This window comes from Ectopseudomonas toyotomiensis (assembly GCF_900115695.1).
Lineage (GTDB): Bacteria > Pseudomonadota > Gammaproteobacteria > Pseudomonadales > Pseudomonadaceae > Aquipseudomonas > Aquipseudomonas toyotomiensis.
The window spans coordinates 1-15,660 of the sequence record NZ_FOXK01000014.1 but is presented as its reverse complement, the minus strand read 5'-3'; the positions used below and the strand labels follow the sequence as shown (position 1 = coordinate 15,660).

General features: G+C 62.5%; 17 protein-coding genes and 1 rRNA gene. 7 read left to right on the top strand and 11 right to left on the bottom strand.

The features are described 5' to 3' along the window. Positions 1–84: 84 nt before the first annotated feature. From flgN to BM186_RS23375, 9 genes are all read right to left on the bottom strand, one after another. A complete protein-coding gene (gene flgN, locus BM186_RS23415) occupies positions 85–531 on the bottom strand; it encodes a flagellar protein FlgN (RefSeq protein ID WP_074918710.1) in 447 nt (148 codons plus the stop codon). Further along, the gene (gene flgM, locus BM186_RS23410; protein WP_021490727.1) at positions 528–806 is read right to left on the bottom strand and encodes a flagellar biosynthesis anti-sigma factor FlgM; all 279 of its coding nucleotides are present in this window, start codon (positions 804–806) and stop codon (positions 528–530) included. Before flgM ends, flgN begins: the two co-directional genes overlap by 4 nt. Positions 807–883: 77 nt before the next feature. After that, entirely contained in the window at positions 884–1,309 is a 426-nt protein-coding gene (locus BM186_RS23405; protein WP_017676086.1) for a flagellar FliJ family protein, read from the bottom strand. Continuing rightward, positions 1,306–2,622 (bottom strand): flagellar protein export ATPase FliI, encoded by a 1,317-nt coding sequence (gene fliI / locus BM186_RS23400; RefSeq protein ID WP_017676087.1) that lies wholly within the window; start codon positions 2,620–2,622, stop codon positions 1,306–1,308. Before fliI ends, BM186_RS23405 begins: the two co-directional genes overlap by 4 nt. 6 nt (positions 2,623–2,628) lie before the next feature. Next, entirely contained in the window at positions 2,629–3,321 is a 693-nt protein-coding gene (gene fliH / locus BM186_RS23395) for a flagellar assembly protein FliH (protein ID WP_074918708.1), read from the bottom strand. Position 3,322: 1 nt separating this feature from the next. Beyond that, positions 3,323–4,387, bottom strand: a complete 1,065-nt coding sequence (locus BM186_RS23390) for a FliG C-terminal domain-containing protein (protein ID WP_021490730.1) — start codon at positions 4,385–4,387, stop codon at positions 3,323–3,325. Then, positions 4,362–6,047, bottom strand: coding sequence for a flagellar basal-body MS-ring/collar protein FliF (gene fliF / locus BM186_RS23385; protein WP_074918706.1), 1,686 nt, complete (start codon positions 6,045–6,047; stop codon positions 4,362–4,364). The genes BM186_RS23390 and fliF overlap by 26 nt, the downstream gene beginning before the upstream one ends. Positions 6,048–6,066: 19 nt before the next feature. Further along, the gene (locus BM186_RS23380; protein WP_074918704.1) at positions 6,067–6,402 is read right to left on the bottom strand and encodes a flagellar hook-basal body complex protein FliE; all 336 of its coding nucleotides are present in this window, start codon (positions 6,400–6,402) and stop codon (positions 6,067–6,069) included. Between the two features lie 12 nt (positions 6,403–6,414). Beyond that, positions 6,415–7,824 (bottom strand): sigma-54 interaction domain-containing protein, encoded by a 1,410-nt coding sequence (locus BM186_RS23375; protein WP_026088489.1) that lies wholly within the window; start codon positions 7,822–7,824, stop codon positions 6,415–6,417. Between the two features lie 479 nt (positions 7,825–8,303). On the opposite strand from BM186_RS23375, the gene BM186_RS23370 reads away from it, so the two are divergent. From BM186_RS23370 to flhA, 7 genes are read left to right on the top strand one after another with little or no spacing between them, the layout of a single operon-like run. Next, a complete protein-coding gene (locus BM186_RS23370; protein ID WP_074918702.1) occupies positions 8,304–9,143 on the top strand; it encodes a FliM/FliN family flagellar motor switch protein in 840 nt (279 codons plus the stop codon). After that, positions 9,140–9,511: a flagellar motor switch protein FliN gene (gene fliN, locus BM186_RS23365; protein WP_021490734.1), complete on the top strand. Its 372-nt coding sequence runs from the start codon at positions 9,140–9,142 to the stop codon at positions 9,509–9,511. Before BM186_RS23370 ends, fliN begins: the two co-directional genes overlap by 4 nt. Next, positions 9,511–10,263, top strand: a complete 753-nt coding sequence (fliP, locus tag BM186_RS23360) for a flagellar type III secretion system pore protein FliP (RefSeq protein WP_017676095.1) — start codon at positions 9,511–9,513, stop codon at positions 10,261–10,263. The genes fliN and fliP overlap by 1 nt, the downstream gene beginning before the upstream one ends. A gap of 12 nt (positions 10,264–10,275) precedes the next feature. Next, positions 10,276–10,548, top strand: coding sequence for a flagellar biosynthetic protein FliQ (locus tag BM186_RS23355; RefSeq protein ID WP_017676096.1), 273 nt, complete (start codon positions 10,276–10,278; stop codon positions 10,546–10,548). Positions 10,549–10,551: 3 nt separating this feature from the next. Then, positions 10,552–11,346, top strand: a complete 795-nt coding sequence (fliR, locus tag BM186_RS23350; RefSeq protein ID WP_074918700.1) for a flagellar biosynthetic protein FliR — start codon at positions 10,552–10,554, stop codon at positions 11,344–11,346. Continuing rightward, positions 11,339–12,472, top strand: a complete 1,134-nt coding sequence (flhB, locus tag BM186_RS23345) for a flagellar biosynthesis protein FlhB (protein ID WP_074918698.1) — start codon at positions 11,339–11,341, stop codon at positions 12,470–12,472. The genes fliR and flhB overlap by 8 nt, the downstream gene beginning before the upstream one ends. 3 nt (positions 12,473–12,475) lie before the next feature. Beyond that, the gene (flhA, locus tag BM186_RS23340; RefSeq protein WP_074918696.1) at positions 12,476–14,572 is read left to right on the top strand and encodes a flagellar biosynthesis protein FlhA; all 2,097 of its coding nucleotides are present in this window, start codon (positions 12,476–12,478) and stop codon (positions 14,570–14,572) included. A 113-nt stretch (positions 14,573–14,685) separates the two neighbouring features. On the opposite strand, the gene BM186_RS23335 is transcribed toward flhA, so the two are convergent. Continuing rightward, positions 14,686–15,027 carry a PilZ domain-containing protein gene (locus BM186_RS23335; protein ID WP_074918695.1) on the bottom strand — a complete coding sequence of 114 codons (342 nt, stop codon included), beginning with the start codon at positions 15,025–15,027 and terminating at the stop codon, positions 14,686–14,688. Positions 15,028–15,370: 343 nt separating this feature from the next. Next, positions 15,371–15,486, bottom strand: a 5S ribosomal RNA gene (gene rrf / locus BM186_RS23330). Positions 15,487–15,660: the final 174 nt, after the last annotated feature.

Genomic DNA, 15,660 nt, shown 5'->3' with positions numbered 1-15,660 from the left:
TGGACATGAGCTGCAGGGACGTAGGGTGGGCCGGGCGGCGGTCCGCTTCAGCCCACCAACAACAACCAGCGCAGGCGAAGTCACTCAATACGGCTGCGGCGCGTACAACTGCGCCGAGCCCGGCTCGCCGAGCAGCTGTTCGAGAATCTCGTGGTGCATGGCCAGCAGCTTGCCGTTGCGCTCGTTGAGGCGCTTGCACTGGCCGGCCAGTTGGCCGAGCTGCTCCCAGGTGTGGATGAGGTGATTGCGCTGGGCCTGCGGATAACGCGCCAGCAGCTTCTGCATCGCGCTATGACCGCTGCCCAGCGCAAAGGCCGCCAGTACCTTGCTGCGGCGTTCGGCTCGGGCCTTGGCCTGATCGACCAGCGGCAGGATCTGCTCGTTGAGCAGATCGATCTGCTGACTGTCGCGCTTGAGCAACTGCTGATACAGCTCCTGCATCAGCCCGCGCAGGACCAGATAGTCGGCGCAGTCCTGCTCCAGGTCCTGCTCGACGACCAGCAGCAGCTGTTGCTCACGCGCGGTGGTCACGCATCGCTACCGCTGTGATAGGTCAGCATGCTGCCGGCCAACGCGGCCGGATCGCTGCTCAGTTCGCCGCGGGCCAGTGCCGCCTTGAGCTGGGCAACCTTGTCCAGGTCGACTTCGGGGAGGCTGCGCAAGGCGTCTTGCAGCTGCTCCAGACTCGGCTCCTGGCTGACACTCGCACGAGCATTGCCGCTCGACTGCGCACGGGCGCTCTGTACCTGTGCCGGAGCGTCGCTGGCCGGGTTAAGGCTGGGCTTGAGATGCCTGCTGATTTCCATGATTCGAATCCAACTCGCGTGGTGTTATGGCCTAAGAGCGACCGGGCGCGGCAAGAACTTAAACGCGTCGTGCAAAATTAACCGACCTGGGCTCGCCACCAGGCCTGCGCGGCCAGGCCATCCTGGATCTTCTGCTCCTGACGGGCAAGCAGATCCTGCCACTCGCCCATCTTGCCCTCGAGAAACTGGGTGATGACCTTCTCGCTGCGCATCGCCGCCAGCAGCTCGCCCTGAATGCGCGCCAGGTTCTCCTCGGCCAGCGCCAGCTCGCGGCGCTGCAGTTCGACCATCTTGTACAGCGTCGCCTTGTAGCGCTGCTGGTTGTCGCGCTGCAGCGGCGTGGTCATCGGTACGCTGAAACCGCACAAGCGGCTGAGCCCGGTGATGTTGTTGCGATAACGCTGACACAGGTTCTGCTGATAGCTGACCCGCCCGAGCATCTGCTGCACACGGTTGCCACGCAGGCTGGCCAGACGGCCGAGCACTTCCAGCTGTTCTTTCATTTGATGATGCTCTGCAAGGTGGCGATGCTGGCGCCGAGCTCGGCGCCGCTGCCGACCTCCTGACGCAGGAAGCGTTCGAGGCTGGGCGCCAGCTGCACGGCGCGATCGGTCTTGGCATCCATACCAGGGGTGTAGCCGCCCAGCGGAATCAGCTCCTTGATCTTCTCGAAGGTGCTGTAGAACTCCTTGAACTGCCGCCCGGCCGCCAGATGCGCAGCCTCGCCGACCTGGCTCATACAGCGGCTGACCGATGCGGAAATGTCGATGGCAGGGTAGTGGCCGACGTCGGCCAGGCGCCGTGACAGCACGATATGGCCGTCGAGAATCGCCCGCGCGCAGTCGACGATCGGGTCCTGATGGTCGTCGCCTTCGGCCAGCACGGTGTAGATGGCACTGAGGCTGCCGCTGCCGCTCTCACCGTTGCCAGCGCTTTCCACCAACTCCGGCAGCATGCCGAATACCGACGGCGGATAGCCTTTGGTCGCCGGCGGCTCGCCGAGGGCCAGGGCGATCTCGCGCTGGGCCATGGCATAGCGGGTCAGCGAGTCGACCAGCAGCAGCACGTCCTGGCCCTGATCACGAAAATAGGCAGCGATGCTGTGGCACAGCTCGGTGGCCTTCAGGCGCATCAGCGGTGATTCGTTGGCCGGTGCCACGACCACTACGGCCTTGCGCAGCCCTTCTTCGCCGAGGGAATGCAGGATGAATTCCTGCACCTCACGCCCGCGCTCACCGATCAGCCCGACCACCACCACATCGGCCTTGGTCTGCCGGGTGATCATCCCCAGCAGCACGCTCTTGCCCACCCCGGAGCCGGCGAACAGGCCGACGCGCTGGCCCTTGCCGAGGGTCAGCAGACCATTGATGGCGCGCACGCCAACATCCAGCGCGGCCTCCACCGGACGACGGCGCAGCGGGTTGACCCTGGGCAGCTCGACCGGCAACGGGTCGCGCCCACTCAACTTGCCACGCTCATCCAGCGGCTCACCGAGGCCGTTGACCACGCGCCCTAACCAGGACTCGTCGATCTGCAGCAGTGCTTCGTCCTTGGCCGGGAACACCCGCGAGCCGGCGGCCAGGCCGACCGGCTTCTTGAACGGCATCAGGTAGGTGATATCGCGGTTGAAGCCGACCACCTGCGCATCCAGCAGGCTGCCGTCGGCCTGCTCGACGCGACAGCGCTGGCCGGTGCTGCGCTGGCAGCCGAGGCTCTCCAGCAGCATGCCGGAGACCCGCACCAGACGCCCGGCCACCTTGGCCAGTTGCACGCCATCGAGCGAGCGCAGCGCTTCGTCGAGCTTGTAATCCAGCATGCGCGATCAGGCCTCGGTCAGATGCAGATGTTCGGCCAGAGTGTCGATGCAGGCATCCAGACGCTGCTGGCAACCCACGTCAGCCTCGGCCTGCGGCGTGACCACGCGGCACTCGCCCAGTGCCAGGCGCTCGTCGGCCACCAGCTTCCAGTTCGCCGCGCGCTCCGGCGCCAGCGCCTTGATCCGCGCGTATTCTTCGGGGCTGAGCAATACCTGCACGTCCTCGGGCTCACCCGGCATGCTGGTCAGGGCCTCCTCGACCAGCGCCAGCAACTGGGTCGGATGCAACGTGAGTTCGCAGCGGATGACTTGCTGCGAGACCTTCTTCACCAGCTCGAGCAGTTCCTGACGACGCTTGTGCTCCAGCTCACCGAGGTACTGCTCGACCTTCTCGCTGATCTGTTGCAGCGGCTGAGCGGCCAGTTCGAATTCGCGACGGCCTTCACTGCGTCCCTGCTCGCGCCCGAGCCTCACGCCCTCGTCGCGGCCCTGCTCGAAGCCGGCCTGACGCCCGGCCTCCTCGCCCTGCTGCAGGCCATCCTGGTAACCCTTTTCGATGCCCTGCTGAAAGCCATCGGCCATGGCCCGCTGCAGGCCGGCGGCATCGCCGCTCCAGTCCACGGCTGGCTGGCTGCTGCGCGGGGGGAAGCGATAGGCGCGCCACGGGCGGGCGTCGCCGCTGATTACCTTGACCGTCATCTCATTCCACCGTCTGTTCGCGGAACAGCTGCACCTGCAGCTCGCCGCTGGCCGACATTTCGCGGACCACGGCCATGATGTCCTTGCGCACCTGCTCGACGCGGCTCAACGGCACTGGGCCCTGGCGGCGGTTGATCGACTCCATCTGCTGAGCCTGGCGCTTGGGCATGGCACCGGTGATGGCACGCACCAGTTCGGGCTCGGCACCCTTGAGGGCGACCACCCACTCTTCCAGCGGCACGGCTTCGAGCAGCGCCTGCAGCACGTCCTGGTTCTGCCGCGAGAGGATGAAGAAGTCGTACATTTCATCCTCGATGCGCTCGACCAACTGATCGTCATGGGCGCGCAACAGTTCGAACATCTGCCCGCGATCACCCTTGAAGCGGTTCATGATGTCCGCCGCCTGCTTGACCCCGCGCACCTGCGAGCCCTGCGTGCTGAGCACGGCCAGGCTGCGCTCGATCAGCTGCTCCAGCTCGGCGATGACATCGCTGTTGACCTCGTTGAGGTTGGCGATGCGATACAGCAGCTCGTCCTGGCGCTCCTTGGGCATGCATTCGAGCACTTCGCTGGCCATGCCCGGCGGCAGGAAGGCGAGGAACACCGCCTGCATCTGCGCGTGCTCCTTGGCGATCAACGCGGCGAACTGCTTGGGGTCGAGCCACTCCATCTTGGCCATCTTGGCGCGGATCTCCTCGCCGTAGATGCTGTCGAGTAGCGAACGGGTGATTTCGCTGCCCAGCGCCTTGCTGAGCATGCCGTCGAGGTAGCCACGCGAGGCGCCCTTGATGCTGCTCTGCTCCTTGTAGTCCTCGAAGAAGCGGCCGATGACGTCGGAAACCATCGGTTGCTTGACGTTGGACAGCCGCGCCATCGCCTGGCTGATGCTGACGATTTCCTCGCGCGAGAAGTGCTTGAGCACGCCGGCAGAAATCTCGTCACCCATGCTCAGCATGAGAATGGCGGCCTGCTCGGACGTACTCAGCGAGCGCTTCTGCACGCGCAGGCGCATTTCCTTGGCGGTGGAACCACCGCGGCCGTCAGGCTGGGTTGAGGTCTCGTTCATTACGCCCTATCCACTGTTTGATGACTTCCGAGACACGCTCGGGATCGTTCTTGGCCAGCATCTGCAAGTGTTCGATCTGTAGCTCCAGACCCGAGCCGGGCGCCGGCAGGCGAATCTCCGACAGGGGGCTGAGTTCGCCGAGCACGGTAGCGCCCGGCGCATCGTCGCCAACACGCGCCAGCAGGCGCTCCGCCGCGCGTTCGGCGTGCAGCGCCAGCTGGTCGTCGCCCTCGACCGCCACAGGCATACCAGGCTGGCTGCGCTGGCTCAGGCTGCGTACCGCAGGGCGCACCACCATCAGCAACAGCAGCAGGCTGATCAGGGCGAACACGCCGAGTTTGGCCAGATCATGCACCTTGGCGTTTTCCCACCAGGGCAGCAGCTCGTCTCCGGCACTGCCGATACCGGCATCGGTGAAAGGGAAGACGCTCAGCGTCAGCAGATCACCGCGCGCCTGATTGAAGCCCACCGCGCTCTTGACCATGGCCGTAAGCTCCTCGCGCGCCTCGGGCGTCCAGCCACCCTCTGGCGCCACAGCGGCATTGAGCACCACGGCGATGCTCTGCTGACGCAGGCTGAAGGGCGCATGTTTGACGTGCGTGACGCTCTGGTCGTAATCCAGCTGGCGGTTGGACTCCTTGCGCAGCGAGGTCGCCGCCTGGTTGGCAGGCTCCGCCGGAGCACCCGCCTGCGCCTGATCGGCAGGCGGCTCCGGCGCGGGTTGCGGCGGACGATTGGCCAGCGAGCCGGGAACGCCGAGGGCCAGTTGGTCGAGCACGCTCTCGTCGCGCAGCACTTCATTGCGCAGGCGCGGCGTCTCGCCGTAGGACTGGAAGGTCTCTTCCTTCTGACTGAAGTCGATATCGGCGGACACACTGATACGGTAATTACCGCCGCCGAGTACCGGCGCCAGCACCGCCTCGGCATTGGCCACGGCCTTGCTCTGGTAGTCGTCGACCACCTGCCAGTTCTGCACCGGGCCGCCCAGCGTGTCGATACCGCGCGACAGCAGTGCGCCGTACTGGTCGACGACCTGGACATTGCCGGCATCGAGCTGTGGCACGCTGCCAGCCACCAGGTTGATGATGGCGCTGACCTGCTCCGGCGCCAGCTTGTAGCCAGGCGCCAGCTGCAGCATCACCGAGGCCTTGCCCGGCTCGCGCTTGCCGACCACGAAGGAGCTGCTCTCCTGCAGCGCCAGGTGCACACGGGCACCCTCCACGCCCTTGAGCGCCATCACCGTACGCGCCAACTCCCCCTCCAGGCTGCGCTTGAGGCGCACATCCTGGACGAACTGGCTGGTGCCCAGCGGCTCGTCCTTGTCGAACAGCTCGTAGCCGGCCGGCACCTTCACCTGCACGCCCTTGGCCGCCAGCAACATCCGCGCGCGGCCAAGCTGGTCCTCGCGTACCAGCACCTGACCGCTCTGCGGATGCAGGCGGTAGCTGATCGCGTCACCGTCGAGCACCTGCATCACCTCGGCTGCCGGATAGGCCTCGCCACTGCCATACAGTGGACGGAACGAGCCCTGGTCGCGCCAGAGGTAGAACACCACACCAACCGCCAGCAAGGCGGCGATCAGCGCGAGGCCGATCAGGGTCATGCGTGGATCGAGTTTCAGCCCGTGTTCAGGCAGCTTGCTTCTTATGGTCTGCAGCACGCGTCAGTCCCCGATCCGCTTACAGCGGCATCTTCATGATGTCGTCGAAAGCGCTGGATAGCTTGTTGCGCACCTGCATCAGCGCGCTGAACGAAACACTGGCCTTCTGGCTCTCGATCATCGCCCCCACCAGGTCATCGCTCTGCCCGCTGTCCACGGCTGCCATCAGCTCGCCGGAACGGTGCTGCTGCGCGTCCACCGCACGCACCGCATTGTCGAAAGCCGCAGCAAACCCGGGCTCGCCAGGCTGTACGGCAAAGGCTTGCGCCGGCTTGATCGGCGTCGCTTCGCTGAGACTTTTCAGTTGCTCCATACGGCCCAGCAGGTCCTGCTGCACCTGGCTAATCGAATTCATCCTTTGCTTCTCCTAGACGGGAATCTGAACGCCCTGCTCGCGCATGGCGTTGAGGCGATAGCGCAGTGCGCGCGGGGTCATGCCAAGGCTTTCGGCGGCCTTGGTCTTGTGCCCGCCAAAACGGCGGATGGTGTCGATCACGTGTTGGTACTCAGCCCACTTGCCGCTGGCGCGCAAGGCGGCCTTGCCGCCCTCGAGCGCCTGCGGCTGCAGACGTGGCGCCTGCTCTGCCGCGCTGCTCACAGGTACGCTCAGGCCCAGGTCCTGAGCCTGGATGTACAGGCCATTGCGCAGAATCAGCGCGCGCTGCAGGCAGTTCTCCAGCTCGCGCACATTACCCGGCCAGTCATGCGCCAGCAGCGCGCGGCAGGCATCTTCAGTGAGCAGTTCGTGGCGCGCGTCCTGCGGCGCGTACTGGCGAATGAAGCGACGCGCCAAGGCCAGCACGTCTTCCTTGCGCTCACGCAGCGGGCTGATATGCAGCGGCAGGACATCGAGACGGAACATCAGGTCGGCACGGAAGCGGCCCTCGGCCACTTCCTGCTGCAGGTCACGGTTGGTGGCGGCGATGATGCGCACGTCCAAGGCGATTTCTCGACGCCCGCCCAGACGCTCGACGCGCTGCTCCTGCAACACGCGCAACAGCTTGGCCTGCAGGCCCAGTGGCAGTTCACCGATTTCGTCAAGCAACAGCGTGCCGCCATTGGCCAGTTCGAACTTGCCTGGCTGAGCGCTAACTGCACCGGTAAAGGCACCCTTCTCATGGCCGAAGAGAATGGATTCGAGCATCTGCTCGGGGATCGCCGCACAGTTCACCGCAATGAACGGCGCATCGTCCTGCGCCGAGAAGCGGTGGATGTAGCGCGCCATCAGCTCCTTGCCGGTGCCGGTCTCGCCGGTGATCAGAATGGGCGCGCGAGTCATGGCAACCCGCTGGGCCATGGCCAGCAAACGGCGACCAGCCTGCGAGCAGGAAACGAATCCTTCTTCGCCAGCGCTGGCCGATTCCTGACGGCGCAGCAGCGCACTGAGCTGGGCTTCGCTGAACGGTGCTAGGAGATAGTCGACACAGCCGAGTTCGAGCAACGCGGCAGCCTTCTCCTGGTCAGCATATTCCACGACTGGCACTACACCGACGCGGCCAACCTGACGCAGGATGGCGCCTACCTGTGCATAAAGGGTGTTGCCCGCCAGGCTGCTGACGAACACCAGCACCAGGCTGGCGCTTTCCAGTGCCCGCGGGTCCAGTTCGAGACAGCTGGCGAAGCGGCGTACCTGAAAACCCTGGCGCAGCAAACCACCGGTCAACAGGCGCTCGCTGGCCGCATCGGCCTGACCGATCACGACTATATGTTGCTGCCCCAGTTGTTCATTGAACAACTCGTCGCAGGCGTAACTTACCGTTTGAGTTGAATGCTTCAAGGTAAATCACCCGATGTCTTTCATGAGCCCGGCGGCGGCATTCGACCCTGTGTACAAAACTGCCAAACAGATGACAGATTTTTTTCACGTGGCCCCTTAATCTTTCGAAACTTTCCGTCGCTTGTATTGGTCAACTTCGGCAGCACTTGGCGGCGTGCTCTATATACGCGCAACGGATCACGGCGCGAACGTTAACAAGCGCACAGAAATTCGCCGAATTACTTGTTGTTATTTCCTATCAATGCTGGCAAGCCGCTATCAAAAACAGCATTTGATATCTATTGATTTAATTTCTCGCCCTCCCTCAGCCTAGACTCCTCCTCGTCATCACGGGCCTGCGCGCTTTTCCCGGATGAATTCGACGCCATGGCCAAGGCACTGCTGCCAACGCCCGCCGGCATATCAAAACGTCCTCTGCACGCCCATCGAATGCACTCGATGGTGCACACGCAGTTACAACCAGGAATACAGCCCACAACATGACCGGGATTAAAAAAGTCCTTCATGGCGTGCCCGCCGACAGTCTGACCCGGTTGAAACCGCAGAAACTTGGCCGGCATTACCACAAGATTCCCCACTATATTCGCGAGCTCTCCAGTAAGTACCCGCGAATTATCAGTGACTACTTTCTGCGTAACTATCGGATCAATCTTGAACTGCTGCGAGTCGATGTTCACGAGCACGTGAATAAAGATGCCGAGTGCCTCTATCGCTCGACGCTGGGCAAGGTCGGTTTCGCCATGGACCGCGCCCTGCTGACCGAAGCACTGGAGTGTTACTACGGCGGCACTTGCCTGCCCAACCATGAAGCGCCGCCAGTGAGTACCTCGGAGCAGCGCATGCGTACGCGTCTGGGTCTGGACGTGACCCAGTTGTTCGCCCGTTCGATTCTCGCCGGCCAGACCTTCGGCAAGCTCGAGCCTTACGACAACACCTATGAAGAAGCGGCCTGGGAGTACGTGGCAGAGTTCCACTTCACCAGTCATATCACCGGCAGCCAGGCATCGATCTTCATCTATCTGGATACGCAGCTGGTCGATGAGCTGACCAGCCGCCTGGCAACACCGGCCCCCATGACCCAGAGCGGCAACTCGCTCAATCAGATTCGCCAGTTGCCGGTGCGTCTGGACTGCGTGGTGGCCAGCCTGCAGATGCCCCTGTCGCAAGTGCTTGCCCTGCGCCCCGGCGACATCCTGCCGATGCGCCTGCTGGAGCGCTGCGATGTACAGATCAACCAGCAGAAGCTGTTTCGCGGTGCCATCTTCGAAGACGACGGCTCCTTGTTCCTGACTTCTCTTGAGAGCGTGAAGACCCCATGAGCAGCCCCATTTCCGATAACGATTTCGATAGCCTGATCAATGACGCCGGCCTCAATCTCGATGAGGCCGTCAGCGACTCCGTCCCGGAGCAAGCGCCTGCCAGCCTGCCGCAGCAGGATCTGAGCTTCTTCGGCAAGATCCCGGTCAACGTCACCCTGGAAGTGGCCTCCACCGAGATCACCCTCAAGGAGCTGATGGACGTCGACGCCGGCAGCGTTATCGCCCTCGACAAGCTGGCCGGCGAACCGCTGGACGTGAAGGTCAACGGCGCGCTGTTCGCCAAGGCCGAAGTGGTGGTGATGAACGGCAACTACGGCCTGCGCATCGTCGAGCTGTCCGGTAGCGGCCTCAGCGGGTTGGGCGTGTGATGCTGCGCCGTCTGCTGCAATCCGGCCTGCTGCTGGCAGCCCTGTGCTGCCCGTTGCTAGCCCAGGCGGCCGGCGGCGACATCACCCTGTTCAACTTCAACGACAGCGAAGATGGCCAGACCCTGAGCGTCAAGCTACAGATCCTGCTGATCATGACGCTGCTGGGCTTTCTCCCGGCCATGCTGATGATGATGACCTGCTTCACCCGCTTCATCATCGTCCTGGCCATCCTGCGCCAGGCCATCGGCCTGCAGCAGAGCCCACCGAACCCGGTGCTGGTCGGCATCGCCCTGTGCCTCACCCTGCTGGTGATGCGCCCGGTGTGGCAGGAGATGTATACCGAGGCCTACGTGCCCTTCGAGGCCGACCAGATCAGCCTCGAACAGGGTCTGGGCGAAGGCAAGCGCATCATCAGCCAGTTCATGCTGGCGCAGACCAGCAAGAACTCGTTGGAAACCCTGGTCGCCCTGGCCGGCGAGGAAATGCCCGAAGACCTGGCCCAACTGGACTTCTCCCTGCTGCTGCCGGCCTTCGTGCTCAGCGAGCTGAAGACCGCCTTTCAACTCGGTTTCATGATCTTCGTGCCCTTTCTGGTGATCGACCTGGTGGTGGCCAGCGTACTGATGGCGATGGGCATGATGATGCTCTCGCCGATGATGATCTCGCTACCGTTCAAGCTGATGATCTTCGTTCTGGTCGATGGCTGGACGCTGCTGGTCGGCACCCTCACCACCAGTATTCAGCCCTATTAGCGAGGCTTCGCGATGCTCACGCCCGAACACGCCGCCGAGCTGGTGGCTCATGCGGTCTATATCACCGGCATCATCGTCTGCGTGCTGGTGGTGCCGAGCCTGCTCGGCGGCCTGCTGGTGAGCATTTTCCAGGCGGCCACGCAGATCAACGAACAGATGCTCAGCTTCCTCCCTCGCCTGCTGATCACCTTGGCGATGCTGCTGTTCGCCGGCCACTGGATCCTGCGCACGCTGGGGGATCTGTTCATCGAAACCTTCAAGCAGGCCGGTCATCTGGTGGGCTGACGCATGTCCGAACCCGTGCTGCATGCCAGCCAGTATCTGACCAGCCTGCAGGCTTACTGGTGGCCGTTCTGCCGCATCGTTGCCCTGCTCAGCATGGCGCCGCTGTTCAATCACAAGGCGGTGTCGGTGCGCGTGCGTATCCTCCTCGCCCTGGCCTTGACCGTAGCCCTTGGCGCAGCACTGCCAGACATACCGCAGATCGATCCGCTGTCACTGAAAGGCCTGATGACCACACTGGAGCAGATCGCTTTCGGCGTGCTGCTGGGTCTGACCCTGCAACTGGTGTTCACCATCTTCATGCTGGTCGGTGAAGTGGTGTCGACGCAGATGGGCATGAGCATGGCGCGCTACAACGACCCGGTAAACGGCGTGTCGTCGTCTTCGATCATCTACCAGTTGTACTTCATCCTGCTGGTGCTGCTGTTCTTCGCCATCGACGGCCACCTGGTCACTGTCAGCGTGCTGTACCAGAGTTTCCTGTTCTGGCCGGTAGGCAGCGGCCTGCATTACCTGGGCGCACAAAGCTTCGTGCAGGCCTTCGCCTGGGTGCTGGCAGCAGCCGTGCTGGTCACCTTGCCCGTGGTGTTCTGCCTGACCCTGGTGCAGTTCTGCTTCGGCCTGCTCAACCGCATTTCGCCGGCCATGAACCTGTTCTCCCTGGGCTTTCCCATCAGCATTCTGATGGGCCTGCTGTGCATCTATCTGACCTTGCCCAACCTGCCCGACAGCTACCTGCACCTGACCCGCGAGCTGCTCAACGGCATCGGCGTGATTCTGCGCGAGGGCGGCGATGTCTGAGCAGAACAGCGGCCAGGAGAAAACGGAAGAAGCCTCCGCGCACAAACTGAAAAAGAGCAAGGATGATGGCCAGGTCGCGCGCTCCAAGGACCTGTCGACCACCATCTCGCTGATCGCCACCCTGTTCATCCTCAAGTTCAGCGCCGGGCTTTTTCTGGAAGGGCTCAGCGACAGCTTCCGCCTGTCCTATATCCAGTTCGGCCACAGCGAGATCGGCCTGGATGATCTCGACACCCTGCTTGGCTACAACATGCTGGTGTTCATCAAACTGCTGTCACCCTTGCTGCTCACTTCCGTACTGGTGGTGGCGCTGTCGCTGGTGCCGGGCGGCTGGGTGTTTTCCGCGAAAAACTTTGCGCCGAAGCTCAGCAAGCTCAATCCCATCACCGGCCTCGGCAGGATCTTCTCGGCGCAGAACTGGAGTGAACTGCTCAAATCGATCCTCAAGGTACTGGTGCTGCTCGGCGTCGGCTACGTTCTGGTGCGCGCGGCCCTCCCGAACCTGGTCGCCCTGCAGCGCAGCAGCGTGCTCGAGGCGATCTCGGCGGCGCTGGACCTGACCTTCAACCTGACCCTGTGCCTGATGCTGATCTTCGTGGTGTTCTCCTTCATCGACATCCCGCTGCAGCGCTACTTCTTCCTCAAGAAGATGCGCATGACCAAGCAGGAGCGCAAGGAGGAGCACAAGAATCAGGAGGGCCGCCCCGAGGTCAAGGCGCGCATCAAGCAGCTGCAACGGCAGATGTTGCAAAGGCAGATCAGCAAAGTGATCAAGAACGCCGACGTGGTCATCGTCAACCCGACGCACTACGCCGTGGCGCTGAAGTATGACATCAAGAAGGCCGCCGCTCCCTTCGTGCTGGCCAAGGGCGTCGATGAAACCGCCCTGTACATGCGTCAGATGGCCAAGAAGCACGAACTCGAGGTGGTGGAAATTCCACCACTGGCACGCGCCATCTACTTCACCACCCAAATCAACCAGCAGATCCCGGCCCCGCTGTATACCGCGGTGGCCCATGTGCTGACCTACATCCTGCAGCTCAAGGCCTGGCGCCAGGGGCGCAGAAGCAAGCCAGAACTGGCGAGCAACCTCCCGATTCCCGACAGCTTGGCCAACAGGGGCTGATTCATGAACCTACTGCAGCAACTCGCGCCCACCTTCCGCAGCGGCCGCATCGGTATTCCGGTGCTGATCCTGTCGATCCTGGCCATGGTCATCCTGCCGCTGCCACCGGTGCTGCTCGATGCCCTGTTCACCTTCAACATCGCCATGGCCATCCTGGTGCTGCTGGTCAGCGTGTCATCGAAGAGCCCGCTGGATTTCTCCCTGTTCCCCACGGTGATCCTCATCACCACATTGCTGCGCCTGTGCCTGAACGTCGCCTCCACCCGCGTCGTGCTGCTCGAGGGGCACACCGGTACGGGGGCCGCGGGCAAGGTCATCGAATCGTTCGGTGAGGTAGTAATCGGCGGCAACTTCATCGTCGGCCTGGTGGTGTTCGTGATCCTGATGATCATCAACTTCATCGTCATCACCAAGGGCGGCGAGCGTATCTCCGAGGTCACCGCGCGCTTCACCCTCGATGCATTGCCGGGCAAGCAGATGGCCATCGACGCCGACCTCAATGCCGGCCTGATTGAGCAGCACGAAGCCAAGCGCCGCCGTGCGGAAGTGGCCAAGGAGGCCGACTTCTATGGGGCCATGGACGGCGCCTCGAAGTTCGTCCGTGGCGATGCCATCGCCGGCATTCTGATCCTCCTGATCAACCTGTTCGGCGGCTTCGCCATCGGCCTGTTCGTCTACGACCTGGGTGCAGGCCAGGCTTTCCAGCAGTATGCCCTGCTGACCATCGGTGATGGCCTGGTGGCGCAGATTCCGGCACTGCTGCTGTCCACTGCAGCAGCGATCATCGTCACGCGGATCAACGAATCCTCGGACATCACCCAGCAGGTGAACCGTCAGTTGCTGGCCCAGCCGGCACTGCTCTATACCGTGGCCGGTATTCTGTTCACCCTGGCGCTGGTGCCAGGCATGCCGCACCTGGCGTTCATCAGCTTCGCCGCCCTGGTGGCGTTCATCGCCTGGATGGTCTCGCGCAACGGCCCACCCACTGAAGCCGCCAGCCTCGAACAGGTCGAAGCATTGGGCAAGGCGATGGAACAGGAACGTGCGCAGAACATGGTGTGGGAGGACATCCCGCTGGTCGAGCGTCTGTCCGTGTCGCTGGGCTACAAATTGGTCGGCCTGGTCAACGAAGCCGCCGGCGCACCTCTGACCCAGCGCGTGCGCGGCGTACGTCAGACCCTGTCGGAAAGCCTGGGCTTCCTGCTGCCGGAAGTGCATATCCGCGACAGCCTGCGCTTGAAAGCCTCGCAGTACAGCATCCAGATCAATGGCGAGAAGATCGACAGCGCCGAGCTGCATGCCGATCGCATGATGGCTATCCCCTCACCGGAGCTCTATGGCGAGATCGACGGCATTCTCGGTGTCGACCCGGCCTACCGCATGCAGGTGGTGTGGATCCAGCCAGAAGACAAGGCGCGTGCGCTGAATCTCGGCTACCAGGTGATCGACTGTGCCAGCGTCATCGCCACGCACCTGAACAAGGTCATCCGTGAGCATCTACCCGATGTGTTCAAGCACGACGACGTCGATCATCTGATGCAGCGTCTGCAGGTGCAGGCGCCGAAGCTGGCCGAGAGCCTGAAGAGTCAGCTCAGCTACACCCAGCAACACCGCGTCTACCGCCAGCTGTTGCAGGAGCAGGTGCCACTCAAGGATATCGTCACCATCGCCACGACGCTGCTGGAAGCCAGCGAATCGACCAAGGACCCGGTATTGCTGGCCTCGGACGTGCGCTACGCGCTGCGCCGCAGCATCGTCGGCATGATCGCCGGCGAGCGCCAGGAGCTGTCGGTGTTCATTCTTGAAAATGCGCTGGAAAACACCTTGCTCAATGCCTTGGCCATCGCCCAGCAGGCCGGCCCGGTGAGCCTGGACAACATCCCGGTAGAACCCAGCCTGCTCAATCAGCTGCAGAACACCATGCCGGTAGTGAAGGAGAAACTGCGCAAGGACGGCCATCCACCGATCCTTACCGTGATGCCGCAGCTACGCCCGCTGCTGGCGCGCTACGCCCGGGTATTCAGCCCCGGCCTGCATGTACTGTCGCAGAACGAGATCCCGGACCGAGTTGGCATCAATATCCTCGGCACTCTGGGCTGATTGGCCAAGGTTTCAACACGCAGGTGGATGCGTGCTTCGCATCCACCACGCCTACCCTGAAAGAAGACAGTCACGCCAGAACGATCGCCTTCATCACCTCGCCATACTCCCACCTAAGCCTTTTCCTTGCGCAGCTTGCGCATGCCTTCGATCAGCCGGACGTACTCGGCCGCCTCCTCCTGCAAGGCCAGCCCGGCTTCGAAGAAGCCCGTGCGGGTATTCTCCTGCGACCACTGGCAGATCATGTTCACATCCACCTGACGCATCTCTCCCTCACGATCACGCATGCGCACACGCAGCTTCAGCTCACTTCCGGGCTCCACCGGCGTATCGCTCAGCAGTTTCATCCCGCACTCGGAAACATCGCCCGCATAGCCGATCAGCGTGTCGCTTTCTCGATCACTGATCTTGATGCGGAAGGTGGAGCGGAAGGTGATACGACTCGATTGACGCATAGGAGAATGCCTTAGTGCTCGCCACGTCTGGTTGGATCGCAAGGATCAGGAGTTATCAATCGAGATCATTCAGAAGGAAGTCGCGTATTGATAGCCTGTGATTCATCAGAACAAGACGACCATAGCGAGCAGATACTTAAATCTGAGGCGAGTGCTGATGACCTGTAGGAGCGAGCTCTGCTCGCGAAGCGTCAGCGGATCGATCGCAGGGGGCGCCGCGCGCACCGCTGTGACCGCGTCCTTGTCGGTGCGCGCAGCGCACCCTACTCGATTACGTAAGCTGTTTCCGCGTGCCAAAGAAGAAACCCCAGACCGCGTTAGCGATCTGGGGTTTCGTATAGGAGCTTGACGATGACCTACTCTCACATGGTGAAGCACCACACTACCATCGGCGATGCGTCGTTTCACTACTGAGTTCGGGATGGGATCAGGTGGTTCCAACGCTCTATGGTCGTCAAGCAATTCGGTTGGGATCTCGCGGTGAGGCGCTATCCCTTGGATACGTGATAGAGGCTTTGTAGTTCTTGCAAATTTTCGGCTTTCTGTCGACTTCACCATCGACACCCTCTGCTTTGAGGGCAGATTGTTTGGGTGTTATATGGTCAAGCCTCACGGGCAATTAGTATGGGTTAG